The organism is Carnobacterium pleistocenium FTR1 (assembly GCF_000744285.1).
Lineage (GTDB): Bacteria > Bacillota > Bacilli > Lactobacillales > Carnobacteriaceae > Carnobacterium_B > Carnobacterium_B pleistocenium.
Map to the genome: position 1 here is coordinate 1,393,082 of NZ_JQLQ01000002.1, position 23,965 is coordinate 1,417,046.

The 23,965-nt window shown below is 35.2% G+C and carries 44 protein-coding genes; 6 read left to right on the plus strand and 38 right to left on the minus strand.

Annotation, left to right across the window (positions count from 1 at the left end; translation table 11 throughout):
• Positions 1 to 12: 12 nt before the first annotated feature.
• From BP17_RS06745 to BP17_RS06880, 31 genes are all read right to left on the minus strand, one after another.
• Entirely contained in the window at positions 13 to 1,320 is a 1,308-nt protein-coding gene (locus tag BP17_RS06745; RefSeq protein WP_084676314.1) for a PBSX family phage terminase large subunit, read from the minus strand.
• On the minus strand, positions 1,310 to 2,098 hold the full coding sequence (locus BP17_RS06750) for a terminase small subunit (RefSeq protein WP_051910480.1): 789 nt from the start codon (positions 2,096 to 2,098) through the stop codon (positions 1,310 to 1,312). Before BP17_RS06750 ends, BP17_RS06745 begins: the two co-directional genes overlap by 11 nt.
• A 58-nt stretch (positions 2,099 to 2,156) precedes the next feature.
• Complete coding sequence (locus tag BP17_RS06755) at positions 2,157 to 2,714, minus strand: sigma factor-like helix-turn-helix DNA-binding protein (protein ID WP_035052827.1); 558 nt, start codon at positions 2,712 to 2,714, stop codon at positions 2,157 to 2,159.
• 102 nt (positions 2,715 to 2,816) lie between these two features.
• Entirely contained in the window at positions 2,817 to 3,059 is a 243-nt protein-coding gene (locus BP17_RS13540) for an XtrA/YqaO family protein (RefSeq protein ID WP_198022520.1), read from the minus strand.
• A complete protein-coding gene (locus BP17_RS13390) occupies positions 3,020 to 3,175 on the minus strand; it encodes a hypothetical protein (protein WP_156956012.1) in 156 nt (51 codons plus the stop codon). The genes BP17_RS13540 and BP17_RS13390 overlap by 40 nt, the downstream gene beginning before the upstream one ends.
• A gap of 12 nt (positions 3,176 to 3,187) precedes the next feature.
• Positions 3,188 to 3,625 carry a single-stranded DNA-binding protein gene (gene ssb / locus BP17_RS06765; RefSeq protein ID WP_035052833.1) on the minus strand — a complete coding sequence of 146 codons (438 nt, stop codon included), beginning with the start codon at positions 3,623 to 3,625 and terminating at the stop codon, positions 3,188 to 3,190.
• Entirely contained in the window at positions 3,625 to 3,771 is a 147-nt protein-coding gene (locus BP17_RS13395; protein WP_156956013.1) for a hypothetical protein, read from the minus strand. The genes ssb and BP17_RS13395 overlap by 1 nt, the downstream gene beginning before the upstream one ends.
• A 13-nt stretch (positions 3,772 to 3,784) precedes the next feature.
• Positions 3,785 to 4,183 carry a class III extradiol ring-cleavage dioxygenase family protein gene (locus BP17_RS06770; RefSeq protein ID WP_035052835.1) on the minus strand — a complete coding sequence of 133 codons (399 nt, stop codon included), beginning with the start codon at positions 4,181 to 4,183 and terminating at the stop codon, positions 3,785 to 3,787.
• On the minus strand, positions 4,180 to 4,362 hold the full coding sequence (locus BP17_RS06775) for a hypothetical protein (RefSeq protein WP_035052837.1): 183 nt from the start codon (positions 4,360 to 4,362) through the stop codon (positions 4,180 to 4,182). Before BP17_RS06775 ends, BP17_RS06770 begins: the two co-directional genes overlap by 4 nt.
• Positions 4,363 to 4,504: 142 nt before the next feature.
• Positions 4,505 to 4,825 carry a hypothetical protein gene (locus BP17_RS13095; RefSeq protein ID WP_051910481.1) on the minus strand — a complete coding sequence of 107 codons (321 nt, stop codon included), beginning with the start codon at positions 4,823 to 4,825 and terminating at the stop codon, positions 4,505 to 4,507.
• A 2-nt stretch (positions 4,826 to 4,827) separates the two neighbouring features.
• Positions 4,828 to 5,007: a hypothetical protein gene (locus BP17_RS06785; protein WP_035052839.1), complete on the minus strand. Its 180-nt coding sequence runs from the start codon at positions 5,005 to 5,007 to the stop codon at positions 4,828 to 4,830.
• 229 nt (positions 5,008 to 5,236) lie between these two features.
• A complete protein-coding gene (locus BP17_RS13100) occupies positions 5,237 to 5,761 on the minus strand; it encodes a DUF1642 domain-containing protein (RefSeq protein ID WP_051910482.1) in 525 nt (174 codons plus the stop codon).
• The gene (locus BP17_RS06800; RefSeq protein WP_035052843.1) at positions 5,758 to 5,940 is read right to left on the minus strand and encodes a hypothetical protein; all 183 of its coding nucleotides are present in this window, start codon (positions 5,938 to 5,940) and stop codon (positions 5,758 to 5,760) included. Before BP17_RS06800 ends, BP17_RS13100 begins: the two co-directional genes overlap by 4 nt.
• Entirely contained in the window at positions 5,941 to 6,132 is a 192-nt protein-coding gene (locus tag BP17_RS06805; protein WP_035052845.1) for a hypothetical protein, read from the minus strand.
• Between the two features lies 1 nt (position 6,133).
• Complete coding sequence (locus BP17_RS06810) at positions 6,134 to 6,340, minus strand: hypothetical protein (RefSeq protein WP_035052848.1); 207 nt, start codon at positions 6,338 to 6,340, stop codon at positions 6,134 to 6,136.
• Positions 6,297 to 6,506 (minus strand): hypothetical protein, encoded by a 210-nt coding sequence (locus BP17_RS06815; RefSeq protein ID WP_035052850.1) that lies wholly within the window; start codon positions 6,504 to 6,506, stop codon positions 6,297 to 6,299. Before BP17_RS06815 ends, BP17_RS06810 begins: the two co-directional genes overlap by 44 nt.
• Positions 6,478 to 6,711: a hypothetical protein gene (locus tag BP17_RS06820; RefSeq protein WP_035052853.1), complete on the minus strand. Its 234-nt coding sequence runs from the start codon at positions 6,709 to 6,711 to the stop codon at positions 6,478 to 6,480. Before BP17_RS06820 ends, BP17_RS06815 begins: the two co-directional genes overlap by 29 nt.
• A complete protein-coding gene (locus tag BP17_RS06825) occupies positions 6,708 to 6,896 on the minus strand; it encodes a hypothetical protein (RefSeq protein WP_035052854.1) in 189 nt (62 codons plus the stop codon). Before BP17_RS06825 ends, BP17_RS06820 begins: the two co-directional genes overlap by 4 nt.
• The gene (locus BP17_RS06830) at positions 6,889 to 7,299 is read right to left on the minus strand and encodes a YopX family protein (protein ID WP_035052856.1); all 411 of its coding nucleotides are present in this window, start codon (positions 7,297 to 7,299) and stop codon (positions 6,889 to 6,891) included. Before BP17_RS06830 ends, BP17_RS06825 begins: the two co-directional genes overlap by 8 nt.
• Positions 7,292 to 8,116 carry an ATP-binding protein gene (locus BP17_RS06835; protein ID WP_232219640.1) on the minus strand — a complete coding sequence of 275 codons (825 nt, stop codon included), beginning with the start codon at positions 8,114 to 8,116 and terminating at the stop codon, positions 7,292 to 7,294. The genes BP17_RS06830 and BP17_RS06835 overlap by 8 nt, the downstream gene beginning before the upstream one ends.
• Entirely contained in the window at positions 8,061 to 8,948 is an 888-nt protein-coding gene (locus BP17_RS06840; protein WP_051910483.1) for a phage replisome organizer N-terminal domain-containing protein, read from the minus strand. Before BP17_RS06840 ends, BP17_RS06835 begins: the two co-directional genes overlap by 56 nt.
• A complete protein-coding gene (locus BP17_RS13105; RefSeq protein WP_051910484.1) occupies positions 8,941 to 9,639 on the minus strand; it encodes a putative HNHc nuclease in 699 nt (232 codons plus the stop codon). Before BP17_RS13105 ends, BP17_RS06840 begins: the two co-directional genes overlap by 8 nt.
• Positions 9,640 to 9,650: 11 nt before the next feature.
• Positions 9,651 to 10,571, minus strand: coding sequence for a DUF1351 domain-containing protein (locus tag BP17_RS06850; RefSeq protein WP_035052858.1), 921 nt, complete (start codon positions 10,569 to 10,571; stop codon positions 9,651 to 9,653).
• On the minus strand, positions 10,571 to 11,338 hold the full coding sequence (locus tag BP17_RS13110; RefSeq protein WP_051910485.1) for an ERF family protein: 768 nt from the start codon (positions 11,336 to 11,338) through the stop codon (positions 10,571 to 10,573). Before BP17_RS13110 ends, BP17_RS06850 begins: the two co-directional genes overlap by 1 nt.
• Positions 11,325 to 11,534 (minus strand): hypothetical protein, encoded by a 210-nt coding sequence (locus BP17_RS06860; protein WP_035052860.1) that lies wholly within the window; start codon positions 11,532 to 11,534, stop codon positions 11,325 to 11,327. The genes BP17_RS13110 and BP17_RS06860 overlap by 14 nt, the downstream gene beginning before the upstream one ends.
• Before the next feature lie 73 nt (positions 11,535 to 11,607).
• Complete coding sequence (locus BP17_RS06865) at positions 11,608 to 11,916, minus strand: hypothetical protein (protein ID WP_035052861.1); 309 nt, start codon at positions 11,914 to 11,916, stop codon at positions 11,608 to 11,610.
• A gap of 25 nt (positions 11,917 to 11,941) precedes the next feature.
• Positions 11,942 to 12,082 carry a hypothetical protein gene (locus BP17_RS13545; protein ID WP_198022521.1) on the minus strand — a complete coding sequence of 47 codons (141 nt, stop codon included), beginning with the start codon at positions 12,080 to 12,082 and terminating at the stop codon, positions 11,942 to 11,944.
• Between the two features lie 13 nt (positions 12,083 to 12,095).
• Complete coding sequence (locus tag BP17_RS13745; protein ID WP_269544476.1) at positions 12,096 to 12,224, minus strand: hypothetical protein; 129 nt, start codon at positions 12,222 to 12,224, stop codon at positions 12,096 to 12,098.
• Complete coding sequence (locus BP17_RS06870) at positions 12,205 to 12,432, minus strand: helix-turn-helix domain-containing protein (RefSeq protein ID WP_035052862.1); 228 nt, start codon at positions 12,430 to 12,432, stop codon at positions 12,205 to 12,207. The genes BP17_RS13745 and BP17_RS06870 overlap by 20 nt, the downstream gene beginning before the upstream one ends.
• 4 nt (positions 12,433 to 12,436) lie before the next feature.
• Entirely contained in the window at positions 12,437 to 12,958 is a 522-nt protein-coding gene (locus BP17_RS06875; RefSeq protein WP_035052865.1) for a hypothetical protein, read from the minus strand.
• 2 nt (positions 12,959 to 12,960) lie between these two features.
• Positions 12,961 to 13,719 (minus strand): phage regulatory protein/antirepressor Ant, encoded by a 759-nt coding sequence (locus BP17_RS06880; RefSeq protein WP_035052867.1) that lies wholly within the window; start codon positions 13,717 to 13,719, stop codon positions 12,961 to 12,963.
• A gap of 64 nt (positions 13,720 to 13,783) precedes the next feature.
• Between BP17_RS06880 and BP17_RS13400 the strand changes: the two genes are divergently transcribed.
• A complete protein-coding gene (locus tag BP17_RS13400; RefSeq protein ID WP_156956014.1) occupies positions 13,784 to 13,948 on the plus strand; it encodes a hypothetical protein in 165 nt (54 codons plus the stop codon).
• On the opposite strand, the gene BP17_RS13550 is transcribed toward BP17_RS13400, so the two are convergent.
• From BP17_RS13550 to BP17_RS06890, 3 genes are all read right to left on the minus strand, one after another.
• A complete protein-coding gene (locus tag BP17_RS13550; protein WP_198022522.1) occupies positions 13,941 to 14,084 on the minus strand; it encodes a hypothetical protein in 144 nt (47 codons plus the stop codon). The genes BP17_RS13400 and BP17_RS13550 overlap by 8 nt on opposite strands.
• A gap of 254 nt (positions 14,085 to 14,338) precedes the next feature.
• The gene (locus BP17_RS06885; protein ID WP_156956015.1) at positions 14,339 to 14,599 is read right to left on the minus strand and encodes a hypothetical protein; all 261 of its coding nucleotides are present in this window, start codon (positions 14,597 to 14,599) and stop codon (positions 14,339 to 14,341) included.
• Between the two features lie 49 nt (positions 14,600 to 14,648).
• Positions 14,649 to 14,885 (minus strand): helix-turn-helix transcriptional regulator, encoded by a 237-nt coding sequence (locus BP17_RS06890; RefSeq protein WP_035052871.1) that lies wholly within the window; start codon positions 14,883 to 14,885, stop codon positions 14,649 to 14,651.
• A 165-nt stretch (positions 14,886 to 15,050) separates the two neighbouring features.
• Between BP17_RS06890 and BP17_RS13115 the strand changes: the two genes are divergently transcribed.
• The 5 genes from BP17_RS13115 (at position 15,051) to BP17_RS06915 (ending at position 18,646) form a co-directional block, all read left to right on the plus strand.
• Positions 15,051 to 15,683 (plus strand): LexA family protein, encoded by a 633-nt coding sequence (locus BP17_RS13115; protein ID WP_051910486.1) that lies wholly within the window; start codon positions 15,051 to 15,053, stop codon positions 15,681 to 15,683.
• A 10-nt stretch (positions 15,684 to 15,693) separates the two neighbouring features.
• Positions 15,694 to 16,029, plus strand: coding sequence for a hypothetical protein (locus BP17_RS06900; RefSeq protein ID WP_035052873.1), 336 nt, complete (start codon positions 15,694 to 15,696; stop codon positions 16,027 to 16,029).
• 26 nt (positions 16,030 to 16,055) lie between these two features.
• Positions 16,056 to 17,075, plus strand: coding sequence for an SAP domain-containing protein (locus BP17_RS06905; RefSeq protein WP_035052875.1), 1,020 nt, complete (start codon positions 16,056 to 16,058; stop codon positions 17,073 to 17,075).
• A gap of 93 nt (positions 17,076 to 17,168) precedes the next feature.
• Entirely contained in the window at positions 17,169 to 17,498 is a 330-nt protein-coding gene (locus BP17_RS06910; protein WP_035052878.1) for a hypothetical protein, read from the plus strand.
• Positions 17,480 to 18,646 (plus strand): tyrosine-type recombinase/integrase, encoded by a 1,167-nt coding sequence (locus tag BP17_RS06915; protein WP_035052880.1) that lies wholly within the window; start codon positions 17,480 to 17,482, stop codon positions 18,644 to 18,646. The genes BP17_RS06910 and BP17_RS06915 overlap by 19 nt, the downstream gene beginning before the upstream one ends.
• Positions 18,647 to 18,736: 90 nt before the next feature.
• Here the strand turns inward: BP17_RS06915 and BP17_RS06920 are convergent, their stop codons facing one another.
• From BP17_RS06920 to glyQ, 4 genes are all read right to left on the minus strand, one after another.
• Positions 18,737 to 20,452, minus strand: a complete 1,716-nt coding sequence (locus BP17_RS06920; RefSeq protein ID WP_035052884.1) for an ABC transporter ATP-binding protein — start codon at positions 20,450 to 20,452, stop codon at positions 18,737 to 18,739.
• A 47-nt stretch (positions 20,453 to 20,499) separates the two neighbouring features.
• Positions 20,500 to 20,874, minus strand: coding sequence for a DUF488 domain-containing protein (locus BP17_RS06925; RefSeq protein ID WP_035052887.1), 375 nt, complete (start codon positions 20,872 to 20,874; stop codon positions 20,500 to 20,502).
• 93 nt (positions 20,875 to 20,967) lie between these two features.
• A complete protein-coding gene (gene glyS, locus BP17_RS06930) occupies positions 20,968 to 23,052 on the minus strand; it encodes a glycine--tRNA ligase subunit beta (protein WP_035052889.1) in 2,085 nt (694 codons plus the stop codon).
• A gap of 1 nt (position 23,053) precedes the next feature.
• Positions 23,054 to 23,965, minus strand: coding sequence for a glycine--tRNA ligase subunit alpha (gene glyQ, locus BP17_RS06935; RefSeq protein ID WP_035052890.1), 912 nt, complete (start codon positions 23,963 to 23,965; stop codon positions 23,054 to 23,056).

Here is a 23,965-nt window from a genome sequence, read left to right on the forward strand (position 1 = left end):
TCAATCACCGCCTTAATATTTAAGTCCTAAGTCCCTCAAGTTATCCTTCACAAAGTATTGAAATCCATCGCAAGTATGATCATCTTCCTTGACTACTTCTGGTTCTTTTCCAGGAGCTAATGACTTCTGGTCCCATTGGTACTTACGATGCTCTTCGATAAAGATTTCGTTAGCTGGTATATCAAAATAAAAGAATCTGCCTTGTGCCAATAAGTCATGTACATAATCAATCATGTCTACTTTTTTGCCTTTTGCTACCGCATGTAAATGCTCACTATAATCTTTAAAGTATTGATTCCTTATGCCACCTTCTGCAGAGTCAATCGTCTTTTGATAAACCGGAATGTTGTATTGATTGCGAACTTTCTCGTAAAACTGATTAAGTTCTTCCGTCAATTCACTAGGAGCCTTCTTCACTAATTTGCCTGCTGGTGAATAATAGTAAGTATCGAGCAATACAACGTTTCTTTTTCTGGTCAATCCAAACGCTAGCGTTGTAGTAGCTGATACTTGGTGACCTGTATCGGTTGCAAAATACAATCCGATTAAATGGTCATCATCTGGTATCTCGTCAATAGAATGGAAGTTTTCCATGTTATAGACGTTATCACCCATTCCAATAACTTCTCCTTTGTACATCCAATTCCAGTAATCAATATCGTTTAGTTTGTAATTCTCAATCTTCTTCAAAATTTGTTTTGAATTATAACCTCGTATATCATCTAAATAAGTTGAATGATGGACCATGAAGCTATCATCATTTTTATGCTTCTCAGCAAATTCATTGCTCCAATGATACGGATTGCGTTCTGGGTTCCAGGAATACCATGTCTGCATTTCTCGATTGTCCGGCAACGTTTCACGAATGAACGTATCTTGAATCGTGTCTAACGCTTTCTCTCCGTCAAATGCGTTCATTTCCTCAAACCATAAGTCTTGCACGTAACCAACTGGAATCTTTAATGATTTCAGTTTCTCAGGATCATCAGCTCCACTAAAATGGAATCCCGTTCCCCATTTCTTATGGATAATCTGCATAGGGTTAGATTGAAATACAAATTGATTTGCAACACCTGCATCATGTAACGCCCATGAAATCTGCGAATAAACCGACTTACGCAACGTATTTGCAACTTGACGCAAGATAACTGCATTACCCATTGAATAACGCATTTTCTTCTCAACAAGCTTTTGGCTGATAACCGATGATTTCGTACTCGACCGGCCACCTTTTAGAATGATGTCCGTTTTAAATGATATCCATACCGGATAGAATTTAGGGTTTAGCTTTTTAAACGGATCATTTACTTTAATCGGCATAAGCTTCACCGTGTTCTTTCATGTACTGCTCCATTGCTTCATTATTGTCAACAAACACCACTCCACCGTTGCCCTCGTCTTTATCAGACATAAGTTTAAGCAACTCTTGCATAGCCTTCTGCTTATCGTATAATTGAACAACTGGACCATCTTTACCCATTCGGACTTCTTTAATCAATGAGCCATCTATTTCACTCATACTTTTAAAGTTAATGTATGAATCCATGTACGTGACCAGCTCGCCTTTAGTGTTCATTAACGGATTGCCGTGCTTATCTTGAACCTGTATTTCATTTGCTCCGTACTCTACGAAATCTGTTACATCAGCAAATGACTGTTTAAAGTATTCTCTTTTGATATCTTCAACACTAATCAACAGTTCTGTATCTGTTTCTTTCTTAATGTCTTTAATAGCCTTTATAATGCTAGGTTTTGCTAACAGCCTTGAGCTTTCAACTCTAGCCGTTCCGTAAGTTACATCTCTTACTTTCATATATGATTTAGTGGCATTCCATGTCATTAGATACTCATAACAAAATTCAATTTCCCATCCTTTTAATTCATTGTTACTTTCGATAATCTTTTCAGCTTTTTGTGTTGCAACTTTTTTGCGTTTTGTTGCACGTTTTGTTGCAACTTTATTTGCAGTGTTGCGTTGCCATTCTTCTCTAGTCTTTCTGCTTCTTAGAGTAGCTGGTTTAACATCATGCTTCTCTGCTAATTCTTTCATCGTTATAGAGCTTGTTTCATATTCCTTTCGTATCTCTTCCCAATTCACATTGAATCACCACCTACCTTATTAAAGTTTCCTTCACTAGTTAGTTGTTTATACGGGTCTATATGATTAATGAAGCTTGACTACCGTATTTCAACTCTCTATCGATCTTTGCTCTTGCTCTATCTAAGTATTTCTTCACCGTTCCTGTTTGTATGCCTAAATACTCTGCTGTCTGCTCTTGCGTATTGCTTTTACCATATACAGATAAATAGACTTCTCGCTCTCTTTCAGACAAAGCCCTCATTATGTCATCTAGCAGCTCTAACTCTTCTCTGGATAGCTCTCTAGGTGCTTCATAGGATAAGTAATGGCTATGTTCTATATTCCCCCACAATTGCGTTCGCTTCTTCTTGCTCTGGTTTGATATAGGACGCTTTTCTCCTAACCTTCGCTCGTGTCCACTCTCAATCCAAAATAAGGCATACTCTGTACTTGATATCATTCCACTAACTAAGCTAATCTCTGCTTCAACTTCACTCAATCGCTCAATTTGCTCAATACTCAAGTCTTCTATCTCTTTTAAGAATGCTCGCTCACGATCCCTTGCAAACTTATCACTGTTTAACCTCTTCAAATCTTCACGGTACTCACTAGCTATGTCATAGGTGTACTTCACGTCCTGTCCTCCTTTTAGGTACAAAAAAAGAGGTGACAACTAACCCTATTTCTAGGAATTAATCGTCACCTCCAGTATTTCTGGTCAGTGCCTTTTATTTAATTATAATTTAGTCTTTACCTTCGTCTCTTCTTCGATGTACATAACTTTTCCATCAGCGTTCGTTAGTGTTATGTTCGTCTTGCCGAAATTAGGTAATTCTTTGTAATGAATAGTGCCGTTCGTTACTACCATTATAACATTTTTACCTATAATTGTCGCTATATCCTCTGGTTTTATTTGCTTAAATTCCAATTGCACACCGCCTAAAATATCGCTTGCATTAAGTCTATAACATACATCCATATTCTAAGTATTCCAATACCGATTAACCCAAGTATTGCTATAGATAACATAGCCGCAAAAACTGTTGCAAAAATTGTTCCAATTGCATACCCTATTTTATTATTTGCCTTCTTCATTTTGTCAGCTCCTTATAATGGTAAATCATCATCTTGAATATCAATCGGTTGACCATTGCTTTTGTCGAACGGATCTCTATGCTCGTTACTTGATTGGTTATGAGATGAACCGTTAGATTGTACGTTATCTGCTTTCTTTTCTAAGAAGGTGAAGCTTTCAGCAACTACTTCGGTTACATATACTCGTTGGCCGTCCTTATTATCATACGAACGTGTTTGCAAACGTCCGGTAATGCCTATCAATGTTCCTTTTCTTGTAAAGTTAGCTAATGTTTCTGCTGATTTACCCCATATAACCACACTAGGGAAATCTGCTTCATGTTCGCCTTTAGCATTGGTAAACTGTCTATTAACCGCTAAATTGAATGTTGCTACCGCTTTGCCTGCTGCTGTATATCTTAAATCAGCATCTTTTGTTAATCTTCCAGTAAGTACAATATTGTTTATCATTACTTCACTCCTATTTCCTTTGTTAGTTTGTTTATCAATTCTTTAGCTTCCTCTTCGTCAATAGTAAACCACCTTGATTGCTTGCCTTGCTTAATAGATACCTCAAACTTGTCACCGTTTTTAGTTATGATAATACTATCAATCATGGTTATCAGCTCCTCAGTCTAATGGATTAGTACCTGCATAATGCGTTGCTATTTTATTGTTTACCTCCGATTCTTTACGACCGATTTCAGATAGACTTCTCATGAACGATCCAAACGTATCGTTTTGTTGCTTGCATTCTTCTTCTGTTTCATTGATTATGCTAATTAAATTAACTTTAGGTACAAAATTTATTTTATCTTCTAAGCCACGCCTAACCGCTTCTTCCTCTTTGCTTTCATTGTGATAAATTCTAGTAGCGTAAACTCCATCTAATCTGTTCTTTGTTTCATCTCGTGCATAGTGTTCCATATCGCGAGATACAGCCATCAAAACTTTTAATTGTTTATCGTTCAATTTACGTATTGATAATTCGCCAAACGCTGATATTACATTTTCTACCGTCATTTTCATTCTGGTGCCTCCACAACTTCTCCACCAATACAATCTCTGGTGATTTCAGCTAGTTCCTTGTCCAAATAAGTGACCATTTCGTCCAGTGATCCTGGTACATCATTCATTACATAAGTTGCTTTCATCTCTTCAAATCCTGAAAAGTATCCGTTGCCAACATTGATTGCCCATTTACTCATTCTGATACCTCCTTATCATATGAACATAGTGATAATGCAAAACACCACAGGAACCATTCAAACATTTCTAAATCTATATTTAATTTATCTCTGACTATGACTGACAATATCACCAATCCAACTGCTCTCATTATGTTATATCTCATTCATTTACCTCCTTGATAACTACCCCTGTCTCTAATTCAATCGTTTCGTGCATATCAACCAAACTCAATCGTTCATCTTCATATGCTTCGTAAATGTCGAATACTTTATCTGTAAAGAGACTTAACCGTTTCTTTCCAAATCCGAATTGATCTCTCAATACCATCATTGGCATAGCTAACATGATTGCAAATGCTCGCTTAGTCGCTGCCATCGTTGCGTCTTCTTTTATTTTGTCTATCTGTGCTTGCGTGAAAGTGTACGTTTTAGTTTGTTTGACTATTAGACGGTCTTGCCTGCGCTTCTCTGCACGATTCATTGTTAGTCCTCCAATTCATCTCTGACTGCAATTACCAACCATTCCATAGGATATTCATCTTCATCGCCGTTCCCGTCAACATATGCTATCGCGCTTTCGTAACTACCTTGTCGATCCAATGAAGCGATATCCATTTCTTCAGGTAATTTTTCAATTATTTTTTTTAGGTCCTTTACTTTCATCTTCCATTCCTCCTAAAGTCTCTTAGCTGCCTTAACTGGTCGTCTCCCAACTTTCGGACGGTTCATAACCTCTTTCTCTGTCATATATCCTAAATAGTAGGCACCTGCGTAATTTGCCACTTGCTGTGCTAGTCTGCTTGGATAGCTAACTAAACCATTAGCGTAATCGTAAAATTCATATGGCGGAGCATTTTTCGGGTCTGTGCACCGGTAGTAATGCATTTTTTCGTTATACATTAGGCACCTCTTCAGCAAACGCCCAATAACGTTCGTCAATTGCTTTGATTTCTTGTTCAGTAAACTTTTTTTTGCTATGTTTGTTTCCATCATCCATAACATGAGAAATAAACACAATATTATCTGGTATTGTTTTAGCTAAGACTCTACCTTCACTAGTTGTAAGGACAACTTTGTATAACTTCTCTTTCTCAATCGTGTAATCATCAAGCCAGGCTCTAGCGAATGCTTCATCATTCCTAACCTCTCCATCTTCATATAGCCATGCGTGTATCTGTTTGTCGTCCTCGAAATGAGTATCTAAAGCATCCCCTAATGTAAGATTTTGCTTTTTGAAATCATCTAAATAATCAGCAATAAATTGAGGGATTACTGGTAGTTCTGGTTCTCTTAATTTTCTAACTAAATCTTTGTAGTCGTATAATGCCATCACATAACCTTTGTTCCAATCGTCTTGTTGTTTTTCTCCAATGTCTATTGCACTATCTAAACATTTAATCAATTCTTGTTTATTCATTCCGCTTCCTCCAATTCAATAGCAATCCGTCTATTCTTACCGCTAACTTTCTTCTGATAAGTAGCACTCTTGTAATGCCAAATCGTCTCTACTTTCACGTTTAACTCCCCAGCACATTCTTTAGCTGTGCCGGAAGTTAGGAGTTCTTCATCTTTGTATATTGCGAATGTTTTAGCCATCTATTTGACCTCTGCTTTTTCGACAGTTACCGTTTCATCAAACAACCAATCAAACATTACTTTTAACGTATCTTTTGATATTGAATTTAACGTTACAAACCCTCTAATCGTATTTAAACATTGCAACTTATCCTCTTGATTCATTTCTAAAAAAGTTTTAGCTTGTTCACTTGCTGACATTTTTTTAGCCATCTCATTTACCCTCCGATTCTATAAATTTATCTATCTGTATATTCAACATAATTTTTTCTTGAACGTCTAAAGTCTTATAAACTAAGTTGTATGAAACAGTTAACCCACCAGCGTTCTTAATCCAAAACGTTGCAAACGATTGATAGTTTTGCATGATTACGAATTTACCTTTTTCTATTGTTGCTATCTGATACGTTGGTTGTTCCATATTTCTCCCCCTTATCCATTACCGTTATCCCTAAATGTTCTAACTCCTCAATGACTTCTTTTTTCTGTTCTGGACCTACTACGTCAGCAAGTCTTAATTGCGTCATGATAAGCTTAACGATCGTTGTTTCGTAATCCTCAGTTAGTTTTACTTTTACTGTCGTCATACTTACCTCCTATCAATCCAGTAGGTCTTGGATGAATCAATTTGCGTTCCGCCTGGTCCAATACCAGCATTGCAATATCAATATTTTTACAGTGGAATCGTCTAGCCATATTGTTCACGCTATCGCCTTGCTTCCACATTTTTCTAAACTCTTTCATTTCATCGTTTTCCCAGATGAATTTACGATCCTCAAGAATAATTGTCATGCTTTACCCTCCAATATCCATTCATACCCAAGCGCTTCAAATTTAGCTTTCATCATCGCTTTTGACTTTTCCCAGCTATCTTCTTTACTGACACAATACTCACATTTCGTAATGTTCATTAGGCCGAAACTTGTTGTTTCGTATCTAACTCCGTCGACACAATCTGGATGGTTGCATTTACTCATGTTTTTTCGCCTCCAATAGTTCTGGATTTTCGTAGATGTTGCCGACGACTTCAATTTCATCATCGGTATCGGATATGTCTGCTAAAAGTAATCCATCTAAACAAAAGGAACTATTTCTGTAGTTAACGTATTCAATATAATTACGTTCAACGTAGACACCATCTATATAAATTTCTGTTGTGAAACAAACAATATCTCCCTCGTAAATTTCAACATCATTTGCATCTTTTAATCCTGTATATTGCAGCAACTCTAAATCTTCCAATTCGAACCAAACTTCTTCACTCATAGGTTGGTCATATATTTTAAAAATCCTTTCGCCTTCAAAAAAACTAATGTGTCTTATCTCAGCAAATTGTTTTATATCCTTTAACCACGCTCTAAATTTAATCTCTCTACTCATTTAAACAGCCTCCAATTCGTTTATCTGTTGTATTCGTAAACTTGATTAACTCAATTTTGCTTCTTAATCTGGATATGATTTTCTTGTCGTACAAACCCTCTAATTCTTCCCAAGAAGCGTTGGTAGTGATGATAGTTGATTTACCTTGTCTCATATCTCCAATTTCATAAAGTACCCGATGAACAAAGTCTGTTGCTTTTTTATCCGTACCAATACTGCCCGATTCACTTCCGATATCATCTAACACTAGAAAATCAACTTCGCCCATCAGTTCTATGAAGTAGTCCTCTGTGTAAATAGATTCTTTGTTGCCATAACTAGATTTTATTTTGCGCAACATTGCTGCGACACTGATATACAAACATTTTTTATCCTTAGCTCCGTACTCATTGATATTTTTGATTGTTGCCATTGATAAATGACTTTTACCGACTCCGGGATCACCCATTAACCATGTGTTAAATACTTCGCCAGATAGATATCGTTTGACTAAAATATTGATATACCGTTTATTTTTAACTACTTCTTCTTCTTCAGCGACGTAATTTTTAAATCCTGCATCCCATAATGGTTTATCAGATACTAGGCTTTTATCTTTCAAATATGCGTGTCTAAGCCTATTTTCTAATCGTTCGAATAAATCCTCGTTCTTCTTCTCAATAGCCTCATTTTTGCGTTCCGTTTCACAACGAGGACACAATACTGTTCCATTACTTAATTTCATAAGCTGATATTTCTCATGGCCCTCAACTTCGCAATGTTCAGAAAGGAAAGTCGTCTTCGTTCGCTGCATCATCTGTTCCAAAATCGGTTGCATGTCTTTCAATCGGATCAATCCTTTCACTTAGTTGCTTCAAGTCATAACGATCGGCTGCAGGTTCTTTTTTGGCTTTAGATTCTTGGTTTAAGTACCCCTCAAATTTATCTGCTCCAAATAATGTTTGAGGTCGTAGATATTCACTCATTTTTTTATCGTTCAACCAATCGGCTGTTTTGTTATCGATAACCTTTTTGAAGTCTTCAATCGTGAATCCTTCTTTAAATCTAGCTTTAATTACTTTTTGAGTAGATGAAGTATTTTTTCGAAATTGCTTGTCGGCTTTTTGATTCAAATAATCAATGACATCTTTATAAGGAGCGCGGTCGGGTTGCCCGAAAATATCTTTTTCTATCTCTTTCTCTAACTCTTTCTCTAGTTCTAACTCTATCTCTAACTCTGGTGTACTAACGTCCGACATTTGTCCGGACATTTGTCCGTTTATCTTTAAAGATTCCGTTTTAATTCTTTCTCTATACTCTTTCTTTCGTTCGGCTTCTGTACTCGATTTTCCAATAAACTGTTGAATGTCAGAAATGAAGATTGTTCCGTTATCAAAGGTTTCTATTAACCCTAATTCCCTAAAAATCTTAATAGATTTCTCAACATCTCCTACGCTATGTCTTGTAACACTTGAGAGCATATTTGAGTTGTATGGGATGCGTTCATTCAACATTACTTTTCCATCGTGCTTCAAACTTTTTAGATACATTTTCAACAAGATATTTGAATACTTATAGCCATCCGGCATACTTTCTAAAACAATCATTTCCTCTGTTTCAAAGAAGTTTTCTTTTAATTTGATATAGTAATATTTCTTGTTGTCAGCCAATTTCGATTGCCTCCAGTTCTTCAACTTTCTTTTTGCTCATTAATCCTAACTTGATTAGATCCTCATAATTTAAAGTAATCGGTTTGAAATGGTACTTAGTCATATAGGTGTCAATTCCAATCGCATGCTGCTCTTGGTGATGCTTCCAGCAACCACACATGAAGTGATGTTTCGAGTGGTCAATTTTTTTTCTGTCCCGACCACTACCCACTGTCTCCACATGCATGATTTCTGAATTCGGTTTGCCACATACCCAGCAAAGCCTTTTAAGTGTCAAAGCGTATAACATCTTGCTTGTGTTAATCGTCAAGTAAAATTGCTGCTTACGGAATGGAATACCATTTGTGATACATAAGTCGATAACATACTCTAATAGCTCACTAGCAACTGTTTTCTTCATCTGGTTACGTTTCAAGCTTGGATATTCTTCTAAGCTGATTAACTTCATAAACTCAACTCGCAAAAAGGAATCGATCACGTCTTTCGTATAGCCTGTATACTCTTCGATATCTCCAACCAAGGCCCAATAATGTTTGCGCTGCAAGTTTGTTATCGTATCTTTCTCGTAGAAATCAACGACCAACTCACCTTGCTCACTTTTCCGAACAATTTCGTTCATATCGAAACCGTCCGGGATGTCGATTATCATCTTGTTACCAGAATAAGATTCTAGCTTTCCAACAAATTCCATTTGATCACTTCCTAAACTGATTTAACCTGTATTCCGTTTTCTACCATGAAGCTATTTAATGCGCTTAACTGTTCGATTGTTCCAGTGACTTCTAAATAATACGTTTGTACTTCTGGTTCTTCTAAATCAGTGAAATCTGGTTCATAAGGTGTTTCTGGTATAGTTTCTACACTTTCTACGCTCAACTCAACGTAGCTATCTTGTTTGATACGTGCTAACTCTTCTTCGCGCTGTTTACGGTCAATTTCAGTTTGCTCACGCTCTTTTGCATCCGCTAGTGACTTATCAATCATCTTCATTACTTCTGGTGCTGTATTGCCATTTTTTAATACGGTCAACCAACCTTGTGGCTCAACTTTGACGGCCTTGCAGTAGTTGGTAATGATGTCCACATTTGCGTTTATTTGTTGTTCCTCTTTTAGAAGCAATTGAATTTGTTCCTCAACTTCTTCTGCAACTTTTTTCATTGAAGGCCCTTTGTTTAACCATTTTGGATTATATAAAAATGATTCTTTAACGTACTCAGACTGTTCTTCTAATTGATTGTTTACCTGCGTTTCAATTTCTTTTTGCTTAGATAGCCTTTCTTGTTCTTCTAAGTTTTTGATACCCTCGTCAATTGGAGTAATCACTTCTTGGATTGTTTCAGTTAACTTCTTGATCCGTTTCTCGAACAACGCTAAAGGCTTGTTGTATTCCTTTTTCACTTCTTTGCGTTTATCATCTAATGATTTAGCTACGCCACGCATTTCAGCACGTACATTTTTAGCATCCTTTACACCGTCTTCGTTGAAGACAAGGCCCTTGTATTTAGCTGCATAGTCCTCAATCGTATTTGTCAGTTCATCTTCATTGTTGATCACGATTGTTGAAGGCGTGAAGTCAACTCCGAAAAATTCAACTTCGCCTGTTTCCATTACTTCATTTGTCATTATCTATTCCCCCAATTGATTTCTTCTGCTGGTTGGTTAGTCATACCATCTAAAATGGCGCCTTGCTTTGTTTCTGGCTTGTTATTAGACTTAGTCTCAAGAACTTTTAAGTAACCCATTGAAGAAGGTAAATTACTTGAATTGAAGTCTTTAAAATCTTTGTTCATTTGTTCGTTTGATTTATCTAATACGAATTTTTTACAAGCTTCATAAGTAGTTCCGGTTTTATTTGCAACTTCATGAATGCGATCTTCAAGTTCTTTTTTATTTTTGAAGAAATCATTATCAGTATTCGTTGGTTTAGGATTACTTTTTGGTGCCTCTTTACCTTTTTTATCATCTGGTAAACTTTGAGAATTAGCGTCGTCATCATCTTCACTAGCAATTCCTAATATTGCTGATAAGCTGTAACGCCTGCCATAAGTGATTGCTGAGCCAATTGTTTGAGAGTTGAATTTTCCGAAGTTTTCAGCCGGTAAAATTAACTCGTCACTTATCATGAATTGTCCGGAACTATGAAGGATCATCGTGTAAACTTTGACTGTCTTTGTTTCAATGTCAGAACTTGTAAATTGCATTTGTGATAGTCCGTTGCTGCTTAACGCTGGTGTTACTACTTTGATAATGGCATCTAGATCAGCATATTTAAGACTTTTACCTTCACGCTTAAATGCCGGGTTATCTGAACTCTTTTTAGGACTTTCTACTACGTTTTGAAACTTTGCTAGAGCTGCTGCTATTTCACCAATGTTCTCACTCGTTTTCATGTTTAATTCCTCCTAATTGTTCTTTCAGAAACTCAATCCAATCTTCTTTTTTTAAATCAACTGTTGTAAAATCACTTTCGAAATCTGCAGTCGATAGTTGAACACGTTCTTCGCCGTTGTTGATGTATTCCTCAACTTTTAGATAAGCACCATACTTATCTTTAATCTTGTCCGTTTTTATCTCTACTATTGCCATATACTTTCCTCCTAAATATTGATATAATAGGGTTAACTTAATTTCTTAACCGACTGATTGGATTGCTGTCCTCTCAGTCTTTTTTTGCGCCTAATTCTTCTAACAATTTGATAAGCGTTTTTTTGAATTCTTTCATTTCATCAGAAGCCCAACCTGATTTGAATTCATCATAATAGATGCTAAAAGCGTTACTTTCTTCTTGGAAATTAATTTTGCTTGAGCGTATTTCAAGTTTTAACTGGTTTACATGTGGACTGTCATAAATAAAGACACAACCTGTTTCGGTTTGATTAATGCGATGTGCTAAAAAAATTAGTTCCTCCAACTCGTTTAATTCGTATTTATTGTTATTAGATAGTTTTTTCTTTAGTCTCTTTTTCATTTTTAGTCCTCCTCTAATTAATTGGTTATAATCCTATCGTGAATAACGGTTCGCCAGTTTTGTCATCGCATATTTCAATTCCACCGATAAAACGAGCTTGTTGCTCCCAATAACCCGGTCTTTCGTAATAAGCACTTTCTGAAATTTGTTCTGCTGCTCTACTCATTATTTTCTCCTCCTTATCCAATGGTTCCCATTTCAATTCCGCCTGCTATGCCTGCTAGCAATACAACAATTCCAACAATCAACATCACTGCAATAACCGTTTTTGCTTTGTCTTTAAATTCATCAGTAATGATTAGTTTCATATCTCTCACCTCTTTTATATTCATATCCAGACAACCATTTTTCTAACGCTGCTTTACTAAAACGCCATTCTGTGCCTATTTTGCGTCCTGGAATCACTCCAATTCGTGCATATTTGTAAAGGCTTGGCTTGCTTATTTGAAGGAACTCGCAAGCTTCTTCTGTGTTTAATGCTTGTTTCGGTTTAGCCATGATAATTTTTGTCGTCATGCAATCACCCCTTTAGGTATTTTTGAACGATCCAATAAGGCGTTCTATCTTTTATCGCTTGCATGAATGAAACGTTTGTTTTGCTCAAAATAGATATAACAAGCTTCATTTCGATTAACATTTCATCTAGAAATTCATTTACATAAGTCCTAAGCTCCGCTTTATCTTGAGCAGTTAAACACTTGTCTTGCTTGCAAAGAATCATGAGAGCTTCATTTTTTCGCATTTGGCGTTCGTTTGATTCCTTAACAGAAAGCATTTCTAACACGTGTGGCGTTTCGTAATACGTTTCTGATTCCATAATCGGCAACGTGCCATAAGTTTTATTTGCCATTTGGTGTGTGAAAGTTGAATCATCTAAAATGGCTGCCATATCTGCTATTGCTCCAATTGGACTTGGTTCACTGTTGAAATATCCGCTAACTGTTGAGTGACCTTTATTAGCTTTTTTTGATAGATTTAGTTGAGTGATGTTCTGTCTCTTTGCTGCCATTCTTAATTCTGCGTTTACATGTAGTGCTTCCATTTTTATCCCTCTATTCCGATTTTATTTTTTGCAGTTATAAACTTGTTAATAAAATACAATTGGCCTTTGCCAGTTACTTTTGGCGTTCTAGATATTGAGATTCGACCACTATTGTGATTGATTGCCGTTTCTTTTATTTGAAACAACTCTAGCTCCATTGATTTTTGAGTAGGCATATTGTAATCCGTGCCTTTTCGTTTGATTAGGTAACCAGTTTCTCTTAACCAGGCGAACAATCTTGTTCCACCAATCTCAATTCCATTTTGTTTTAATAGTTTTGCTAGGTCATTAATAAGGATTGACGTATCAGATGCTGCTACACTATCTGCGAATATTGCTTTTGGTTTTAGTTGTGAATTTTCTAGTTCCAACTGTTGGACTTGCTTACGTTCTTGAATCCACTTCTCAGCTCGTTTGACAGGATCTTCAATCATGTATGAATCTTTAGCTTGTTCGATTAGTTGAGTTTCCATTTGATTGAAGGCTTGAATATATTTCATTTTGAAATCTAAAGCTTTCTTCCCGTTGTATCCCATCGCTAGTAGAACGAACCCATCACGATTCATAAAATAAATTTTTCTTGGCCTACCATAAGAATCTGGTTCGGAATCTTCTACAAACATCTCGGAAAAACTTCCGACATCTTCTTTTAATCTATTTATCGACTTAATTACGTCGTAATGTTCCTTTTCAAAATCAACAGCTATTTGTAAAGAAGTTGTTAGCGCTTGTCTATTTTTCATGATTACTAAATTTGACATGTTATTTTTCCTTCTTTCTATTTTTATATTTGAATGGGATAATCTCCTTTAAGGAGGTGATAATATGGATCTAAAAAATTTAGCTAAAGATAAAGCTGAGAACGTTTTGAATACTAAAGGTATTGAGATTACTTGCCCTAGTTGCAAAAATAAATTTATCGGTAAGAGTATGCTCGTTGAATGCCCGAACTGCCACAAAACGTTTGACGTAGAGTTTAAAGTTAATTAATTTTTTTCATAATTTCGATTGAAGCCAATTCGCCCGCCAGCGTTTTGGCTTCTTTTAATAGTTCAACAAATTTCCTTGTTTTTTCTAACGCTTCATCAGTAATCAATACGTCTACTACTATTTTTCCATCTGACATGTTGTTTTCCTTCTTTCAATTTATATTTTTTGTTGATTTTTAAAATCGTTATTAGGGAAAATAATATTGATATTGCAGATAAAATAATTGGAATACTCATATTTGAATTCTCTCTTTAAGTTTTTTTATTTCTTTTTCCAAAGGTACGAATTCTTCAACATGTACGAAGTAGACTTTATTTTTATGATTAACCACATGTAAAGTATTAGGGTTCTTTACTAAAGCTTTAAGAATCAAATTTGTAAAAAATTTCATTACGATAACCTACCTTCCTTTTTATGATTATAATTTTCAAAACCTGTTGAAATTTCATCTAGGTTACTAGTTAACTTTCCATGTCTGCCACAGCTAAAGCACATCCAAACTTTAGTTGTGGCATTTTTTGTGTAATGATCGCCTCCACATTTCGGACAATTTCCGACTAATAGATATGGTTTATCTATTTCTTTTTCCACTAAAGTCAACTTCTTTCTTTTTAGTAAGATACTTGCTGTTTTTTTACCCTCAAACTCCATAGCTTGTAGTATTTCGATTTGATTGATTGTGTTATATAATTAACTTAAGTTAGTTATCCTTATTTTTGCTACGTTTTGTATCGAACTTGATTAAAAAAATATCCGGAAATAGTTCTGTTAAATCTTTCTCGTAATATAAAGCAAATTTTTTAGCCATGTTAACACTCGGATTTCTGCTACCTTCTTCTAATTTTCTAACAGTTATTTCAGCAATTTCAAGATTTCTAGCTAACTCTTCTCTTGAAAGAGATTTAGTTTTTCGTTCTTTGATTAATCGTTCACGCATTTTTTTCACTCCTTCCTTTTGATACGTTTTGTATCTCTATGTGTTAAATATACACGATACGTTTTGTATCGTCAAGTGTTTTGTGATATTTTTTGTATCTTTTTTTGCTAAAGATACATTTCGTATCTCTTGTCTGTTATTATTGCTTTAAGGGCGGTGTTGAATATGTTAGGTAAACGTCTAAAATATTTAAGAAATGAATTAAATAAAACACAAAATGAAGTTGCCGAATCAATAAAAATTTCTAGAGCAAACTATTCTCATTTTGAAAATAATCGCAATGAACCAGATAGTGAAATACTGAATCGATTGGCTGATTATTTCGATGTTACTACCGACTATTTACTTGGTAGAAATAATATGCGTAAATCTGCAGAAGTTAAACAAGTGGAAAAAGATGATTGGGTTAGCGTTCCAGTCGTTGGAACAATTAAATGCGGTCCTGGTGGTATTATTTATGAAGATATAGAGGGTTTTACTTCTTATCCTAAATCAGACTTAGATTCAAGCCATGAATATGTTGTCTTGAATGCTACAGGTGATTCAATGATAGGTGATGGAATAAACGCAGGAGACCTTGCATTGATCCAGAAAGAACCGGATTTTGTTCAAGGTAAAATATATGCAGTTATCGTTGATTCGGAGGAAGCTACTTTAAAGAGAGTAACAAGAACAAATGATTCTGTTATTCTTTCACCTTCTAATCCTAAATATGAGCCACGTATCATTACTGGTTTAGAATTAGAAATGTTTCAAATAATTGGTAGATTGATTAACATAAAAAGAAACTATTACTAGGAGGGGTATCGTGGGTTTATTCAGTAGAAATAAAGAAGAATTGTTAACACTAGCTGATAACGAATTTAAGTTTTCAATGAGTTTTTTTAAATACATCATTAATAACAATACATTTGTAGTTCGGTTGATGAATAAAAAAGGCAAAATGACAAGTGAAGAAAGTTATAGTATGAAACAAATAGAAAAAATCGAACATAAATTAGTTGGCGGAAATCGTTACAGAATCGAAGTGAAATTGGCTAATGAGAAAAAAGCAGCCTCTACAAGAACTATCGATTACAATCGTGAAAAAGAAGGCGTTCAAGCAGATAAGTTTATTTCAATGTTAAACGATAGAATTAATTAAAATAACCAATACGAGGTGGCGAGAATATGAACGGAGTTGATGTTTTAGTTTTACATTATTTAAATGAAAAAGATGAAGATTATGAACTGAAACAAGTTTTTTGGAAAGAAAGATACAGTGCTAATACAGGAAAGATAGTTAGAAAATTAATTTCAGAAAAATATATTCAACTAGATATCGATTTAGAAAAATCATTAAACTCTTTAAAAGTTCCAGAAATAAAAGAAATTTTAAAGTTAAATGAATTAAAGCTAAATGGAAATAAAAAAGAACTGATTAATAGAATTATTGCAGAAAGTGATTCTGATACATATCAAACACTATTAAAAAAAGTTTGGCTTCCTACTGATAAAGGAAAAAAGGTATTGTCTACCACTGAATCCGTTTTTTATGCCCATAAAAAATTAGCAGGATATTTGAATGTTATAGATGTTTACAACAACATATTTGCTAACAAGGAATTAAGCAGCAAAGATATTTTAGTAAAATCAATAAACGATGTAACTGAATTTAACGGAAAAACATCATCTTACGGTGTTAATATAGGTTTTGCTTTGTGGGAATTATCAAAAGTATGTAGAAATTATGGAAATAACTACGAACAATTCACTTACCTGATAAAAAGTTGTGTAGCTAATTTCATAAATTATCGAGAAGAATATTCTTTAGAATTTTTGTTAAATGATTTCGATTATTTTGTTGATCAATACAAAATACCCAGCGCTATTATAAATGACTTAAAACTATCTTTATCATCTAATGAAAATTTTCCGGAAATGATTTCATCTTTAGTTGATTCCTTTGTTATTGATATAGAAAAAATTCATCTATTTACTTCCAAAGATGTTTATTTAATCATTTTAGCAAGCTTACAAAAAGATGATGAAACATTTTTTAAAATTTATTCAGATGTATTTAAAAGAGCTGGAGGAAAACAAAAAAATAGATCAAGAGATTTAAAACAACTTCCGTTAGACTTACAAAAGGAAAAAAGCAGTAATGTTTTTAAAAATGTTGTAAGTATTTTCAAAAGATTCAAAACTTAAAAAGTTTAGGCTTAACGGCCTTTTCTTTTTAATTCAAAAAGAACATACATTCGTATATTTAGGGTACAAACTACGATTATTGGAGGAAATGACATGATAATTAAAGACTTATCTACACTAGAATCGGATTTCTGCCGTCAAGCTACGGTTAATACCGGTTCAGTTCGTGTACGATCAATGGACATAGATATGGAGTATAGTTTGTTCGTCTACTACTTCAAAGACTACATTCACCTCTCTTTGTCTAGGTATGATGACAAAGACATTAACGAGGAAGTTTGGGAGCAATTACAAGATATGGGTATGATTTACCCTGATGTCGGTTTAACCGACGTTGAGGATATGTGGATCAATAAAGAAAAACAACAGTTACATGCAAAGTTGCATTATAAGGATGTGATAAAATGGGAAAACGGAGATTAAACGGATCCATAGAAGCTATAGAAAAAGATAAGTATAGGCTTCGCGTAACTGTAGGATATAACCCTAAAGGGAATCCAATTCGTAAAAGCAAAACAATTACTGCTAAAAGTGAAAAAAAAGCTGAAAAAATGCTGATTGATTTTATTCACTTATTAGAAAAAGATAACTATTTATCTTTTACAGAAATGAAGTTCGAAGATTTTGTTTATAAAGAATGGTATCCAAACTACGCTAAAAAAGAATACAGTTACCATACGTCTACTGGTTATAAAGAAGAATTAGAACATTACTTCATGCCCACTCTAGGATATAAAAAATTAAAAGAGATTAAGCCAATTCACTTGAAAAAAATCGTGGACGATCAAACTAGATATGACGGAAAAAAACAACCTCTATCTAGGTCTAGCCAAACAAAAAGATTTTCAGCTATTAAATCTGTTTTTAAATTTGCAAACGACTACCAATTTTTAAACAATAACCCGCTTGATAAAGTTAGTCTTGCGAAAAATAGATCTTTAGAAATAAAAGGTGTAGGTTATTATACTCTAGAAGAAATTCCTTTGTTGATTAAGGCGTTAGATAACGAACGAGAAGAACTACAATTGATTGTGCTCATCGCATTAGTAACAGGTGCACGTAGAGGTGAGATAGCTGCTTTAGAAAGCAAACATATTAATAGTCAAACTAACTCAATTACATTTGAACAAATGATCATTGACGAAAAAAGCAAAGGCGCGACATTACACCACACAACTAAAACTGGAGTTGCAAAAACTGTTTCTGTTCCTCAAGACTTAATAACTAAAATCAAGTTATTTGACGATAAACGCAAACATGACCTAGCAGCTGTTTCTATAAAGCCTAAGAGAGATTTTTTATTTTGTAATGCAAACGGAGATGCGAAGTTAGCAAGTGGGATTTCGAGGATATGGAAACGATTTTTAAAAAGAAATAACTTGAGACATATTCGATTCCATGATTTAAGACATACCAACGCCTCTTGGTTGCTCTCTCAAAATGTAAATATTAAAGTTATTCAAGAACGTTTAGGACATAGCGACATTCAAACTTCTATGAATGTCTATACTCATGTTCAAAAAGAAATGGATCAAAATGCATCTGCTACTTTCGATGCTTTTTTCAAGTAATTTTACGTTTATGCCCTTTTCCTGCCCTAAACGAAAAAAAACCACTGACATATAGCGTTATAAACGCTTATGCAACAGTGGTTTTAAGTGTTACTGACTGAATTGTGCCTCATACAATCTTTTATATGTGCCAGCAGTTGCCATTAATTCTTGGTGACTGCCTTGTTCAGCTATCCCATCTTCATCTACCACAATAATACGCGTAGCGTGCTTGATAGTCGCTAATCGATGGGCGATAATTAATGTCGTACGGCCTTTTGCTAATGAATTTAGCGATTCTTGGATCACTTGTTCTGTCTCAGTATCCAAAGCAGAAGTTGCTTCGTCTAATATTAAAATAGGCGGATTCTTCAAAAACATCCGCGCAATAGATAATCGTTGTTTTTGTCCACCAGATAATTTCACACCTCTTTCACCAATGATCGTATCTAGCCCGTTAGGCATATCCTTTACAACTTTTTCTAAATGAGCCAATCGGATGGCTTCACTGATTTCTACTTCACTTGCATCCAGTTTCCCATAAGCAACATTTTCCCTGATACTCCCTGGGAAAAGGTAGACATCTTGTTGAACTACGCCAACTTGATTCCGCAATGACTGCATAGTCATATCTTGAATATTAATGCCATCAATGGTTATGTCACCCTCACTCACTTCATAAAAACGAGGCAACAAATTACAAATAGTCGTCTTCCCTGCGCCACTTGGTCCAACAAAGGCAACCGTTTCACCCGCACGAATGGATAAATTGATTTGATCTAACACTTTTTTTGATGAATCATACCAAAGGGACACATTGCTATATTTAATATCACCTTTCAAGCGGTCTACTTCAATCGCATTTTCCTTGTCTTGAATAGCCGGTTTTTTATCCAATTCTTCTGTTAACCGTTTGAAGCCAGCAATTCCTTTAGGGTAACTTTCAATCATGGTATTGATTTTTTCGATTGGTCGAACAAATATATTGGCTAATAAGATAAAGCCTACAAAATCGCCATAACTGATTTCACCTTGTATCGTATAGTACGCACCAAAAAACAAAGCAAATAAATTAATTAAGCGAATCAGAAAATAATTATAAGAAGAACTGATGGCCATCATTTTATAAAACAAGATTTTTGACTTTCGATAAGCTTGGTTCAACACTTCAAACTTGCCAGCTTCATGCTCTTCGTTAGCAAAAGCTTGAATAACACGTATCCCGCTGACAGAAGCTTCAATACCCGCATTAAATTCTCCTAAATCATTAAAAATCTTTGTATTGATCTTAGTCATTCGTTTATTAAAAAAGACTAATGCGATCGTGATAAAAGGAACCATCACAAATGTTGCTAAAGCCAATTGAACATGAACCGTTAACATTAATAAGAAAGCCCCAAACAAAGTAATAAAAGTGATAAAGACATCCTCTGGACCATGATGGGCTACTTCAGATATTTCAAATAAGTCGGTAGTCAAACGTGTCATTAATTTACCGGTTTTTTGATTATCGTAATAACTAAACGGTTGTTCTTGCAAATGTCCATACAATTCACGGCGCATATCTGTTTCCATATTTACTCCTAGTTTGTGGCCAAAATAAACGACAACATACTGCAAAGCAGTATTCACGAAATACAAAAAGAGCAAAGATAATGAAATCGTCACAATCAATGTCCAATTTGCTGAAGGCAATAAATCATCGATTACGCGATTGACCACCACTGGAAAAGACAGTTCTAAAATGGCTGCGAGTATGGCACAACCAAAATCTAAAATAAATAGTTTCTTATAAGGCTTATAATAACTAAAAAAGCGTTTTAACATAGCTTCCTCCAAACATAATTATTTATTTTTCAATCCATTTAATAAGTCTACTTTTGCTTCTTTGTTTGAACAAACTCCATTAAAATCACTACATGATTGAACTGCTCATCTTTTGCGGCGTAGACAAATGTTACTGGCGAGTGCTGCAATTCTTCAAAAACATGTTTGATAAAGACTTCTGAATGGGGGTTGGATTCTAATTCAGCCCAATAAGCTTGTTTAAACCAATCAAATTTTTGTGGTTGATGGTTAAATTCTTTACGGATCTCAGTCGTTGGAGTAATTTCCTTTGCCCAAATATCTACAGTCGCTTTTTGTTTCGATACTCCTCTAGGCCATATTCGGTCTACTAACATACGATAGCCATCTTCTTTTTCACTTTTTTCATAAACGCGTTTCATTGTTAATGGATAATTGCTCATCTTTGTTCGCCCCCTTTATCTAACTAAAAATAAAACTCTACTAAGGAAAATTCTATCCTTAGTAGAGCATAAAGTAAACTGATTTGTTAAAGGTCACTTAACCACTAATTTATCTACACTAGCAAAAGATAATACAAAATTAGAGATCTTCATCAATAAAGCTAATCGATTATTACGAATAGCTTCATTGTCAGTCATGACCATATTTTCATTGAAAAATTCTTCAATCAACGGTTGCAACTGTTCAAACGCTTCATAGTTTTTGGCGCTGTCGTCTTTGTCGATCGATTTTATGATCTCTTCAAACGTTTCATGCAATACTTGTTCAGACTTCGTTTCAAACAAGTCAGTGTTTACTGTTAATTGGACTTGGTTAAGCAGTTCTTCACCCTTATTAGCCAGATTAACCACACGGGTCAATGCTTCAATAGTCGGTTTAAATAGTGCATCTGCTACATGGCTGTTGATAACACGCCCAGATTCGATTAATTTAAGCAAGTCTTCTTGACGAGAGCTTAAAGCTGCATCAACAACATCATGTCGTACACTCTCTGCCGCTAATAATTGACGAATGCGAGCTTTGGTAAAATCTCCCACTTCCGTAGTGCTTGACTTATAGCCTTCGACCAAAGAGCTTTGTGCGATAGCAGAAGTCATTAGAATATCTTTTTTTAATGAAACCATTGGGAAAATCCAATTTTTTGCTTCAATAATGCGAACAATCGCATAGGTTTGACGTCTCAAGGCATATGGATCATTTGATCCAGTTGGGATCATGCCAACCGCAAAGAAACTTAAGACACTTTCTAATTTATCTGCGATAGCTAAGACAGCTCCAACAGATGATTGCGGAAGCTCTCCCTCACTTGAGACCGGCATGTAATGTTCTCTAATAGCTGCAGCTACACTTGGATTTTCTCCTTGCGCTAAAGCATACTTTTCACCCATGATCCCTTGTAATTCAGGGAATTCTCCAACCATATTGGTTACTAAATCAAATTTATAAATCTCAGATGCACGGTTTAAATCTTTTAATTCAGCAGTAGTCAGACCAACTTGTTTTCCGATTAGTTGAGCGATTGCTTGTACGCGGTTCATTTTTTCATAAATAGAACCAATTTTCTCATGGAACGTTACTTGTTTTAAGCGTTCCACACAGGCGGCTATGGTTAATTTTTGATCTTCTTCATAGAAAAAGCGACCATCATCTAAACGCGCAGTTAATACTTTTTCATTTCCCTTAGCAACAGTATCAATATGGTTGGCATTTCCATTACGAACGGAGATAAAGTAAGGTAAAATAGCCCCTTTGTTATCCTTTACTCCAAAATAGCGCTGATGATCTTTCATTGAAGTAATCAATACTTCTTCTGGCAGATCCAAGTATTTTTTATCAAATGAACCATAAAAGGCAGTCGGGTATTCAATCAGGTTATTCACTTCTTCTAGTAAATCTTCATCCAATGAAACAGACCATTGATTTTCGTTTATCAACTCTTCAATTTGGGTAACAATCATTTGTTTACGTTTTGCGCTATCCGCGATAACAAAGACACTCTCCAACGTTTTTTCATAGTCCAACACATTAGCAAATGTCACTTCATGCCCTAAAAAGCGGTGACCGCGTGACGTGTTTGCTGTTTGGATATCTAGTAATTTAAAAGGAATCACTTCTTCATCTAGCATAGCTGTCAACCAATGGAACGGGCGGATGTATCTAAATGAGTGGTTTGCCCAATGCATGCTTACTGGAAATGTTAGAGATGTGATCACTTTATCTAAATCAATCAAACTGTCATTAACGGTTTTTCCTGAAATGAATTTATCGACGTAAACGTAATCAACCTCTTTGATTGATTTAAAATAAATATCATCAGGTGTTACTCCTTGTCCTCGGGCAAATCCTATGGCAGCTTTGCTCCAATTGCCGTCAGCATCTTGCGCTATTTTTTTAGCAGGTCCTTTGACTGATTCTTGAATATCTTCTTGTTTCTCTGCAATATCCTTAACAATGACTGCTAGTCGTCGTGGAGTCGAAAAAGGAATGACTTCTCCATGAGCTAAACGTTTTTCTTTTAAAAAGGCAGTTATTTTTTGGACTAATTGTTCACTGCTTGGGGTAACGATATGAGCAGGAATTTCTTCTAAACCAATTTCTAACAATAGATTCTTAGTCATATTAGTTTACCTCCTTAGTTTCGATAGTTTGGCCTTGAAGCAGAGGGAAACCTAATTTTTCGCGTTCTGTAACAAACGCTTTTGCGATTGAACGGGCCATATTCCGAATACGGGCTAAATATCCTGCACGTTCTGTGACCGATACTGCTCCCCTTGCATCTAATAAATTAAAGGTATGGCTACACTTTAAAACATAATCGTAGGCAGGATGAACTAGACCTGCTTTAATTTGAGCTAGAGCTTCTTTTTCATATTCATTAAATAACATCAAAAGTAATTCTTGATTGCTATTTTCAAAAGCATATTTTGAATGTTCGTATTCAGGTTGAATAAATATTTCACCGTATTTCACGCCTTTTGTCCACTCGATGTCATAAACACTATCGACATCTTGAATGTATGACGCTAAACGTTCTAGTCCGTATGTGATTTCACTTGTTACAGGGCTGCATTCTAACCCACCAACTTGTTGGAAGTAGGTAAATTGCGTAATTTCCATTCCATCTAACCAAACTTCCCAGCCTAAACCAGCGCAACCCATTGAAGGATTTTCCCAGTTGTCTTCAACGAAACGAATATCATGTTCCAAAGGATCGATTCCTAATAAACGCAGACTGCCTAAATAAAGTTCTTGAATATTATCCGGTGATGGTTTCATAACTACTTGAAACTGATGATGTTGAAATAAGCGGTTTGGATTTTCGCCATAACGGCCGTCAGCTGGACGTCTTGAAGGTTCTACATATGCAGCATTCCATGGTTCAGGTCCAATCGCACGCAAGAATGTATAAGGGCTCATCGTTCCTGCCCCTTTTTCTGTATCGTAGGATTGAAGCAGCAAGCAGCCTTGATCTGACCAATATTTTTGTAACGTTAAAATGATTTCTTGAAATGTTAGACTATTTTCTTTCAT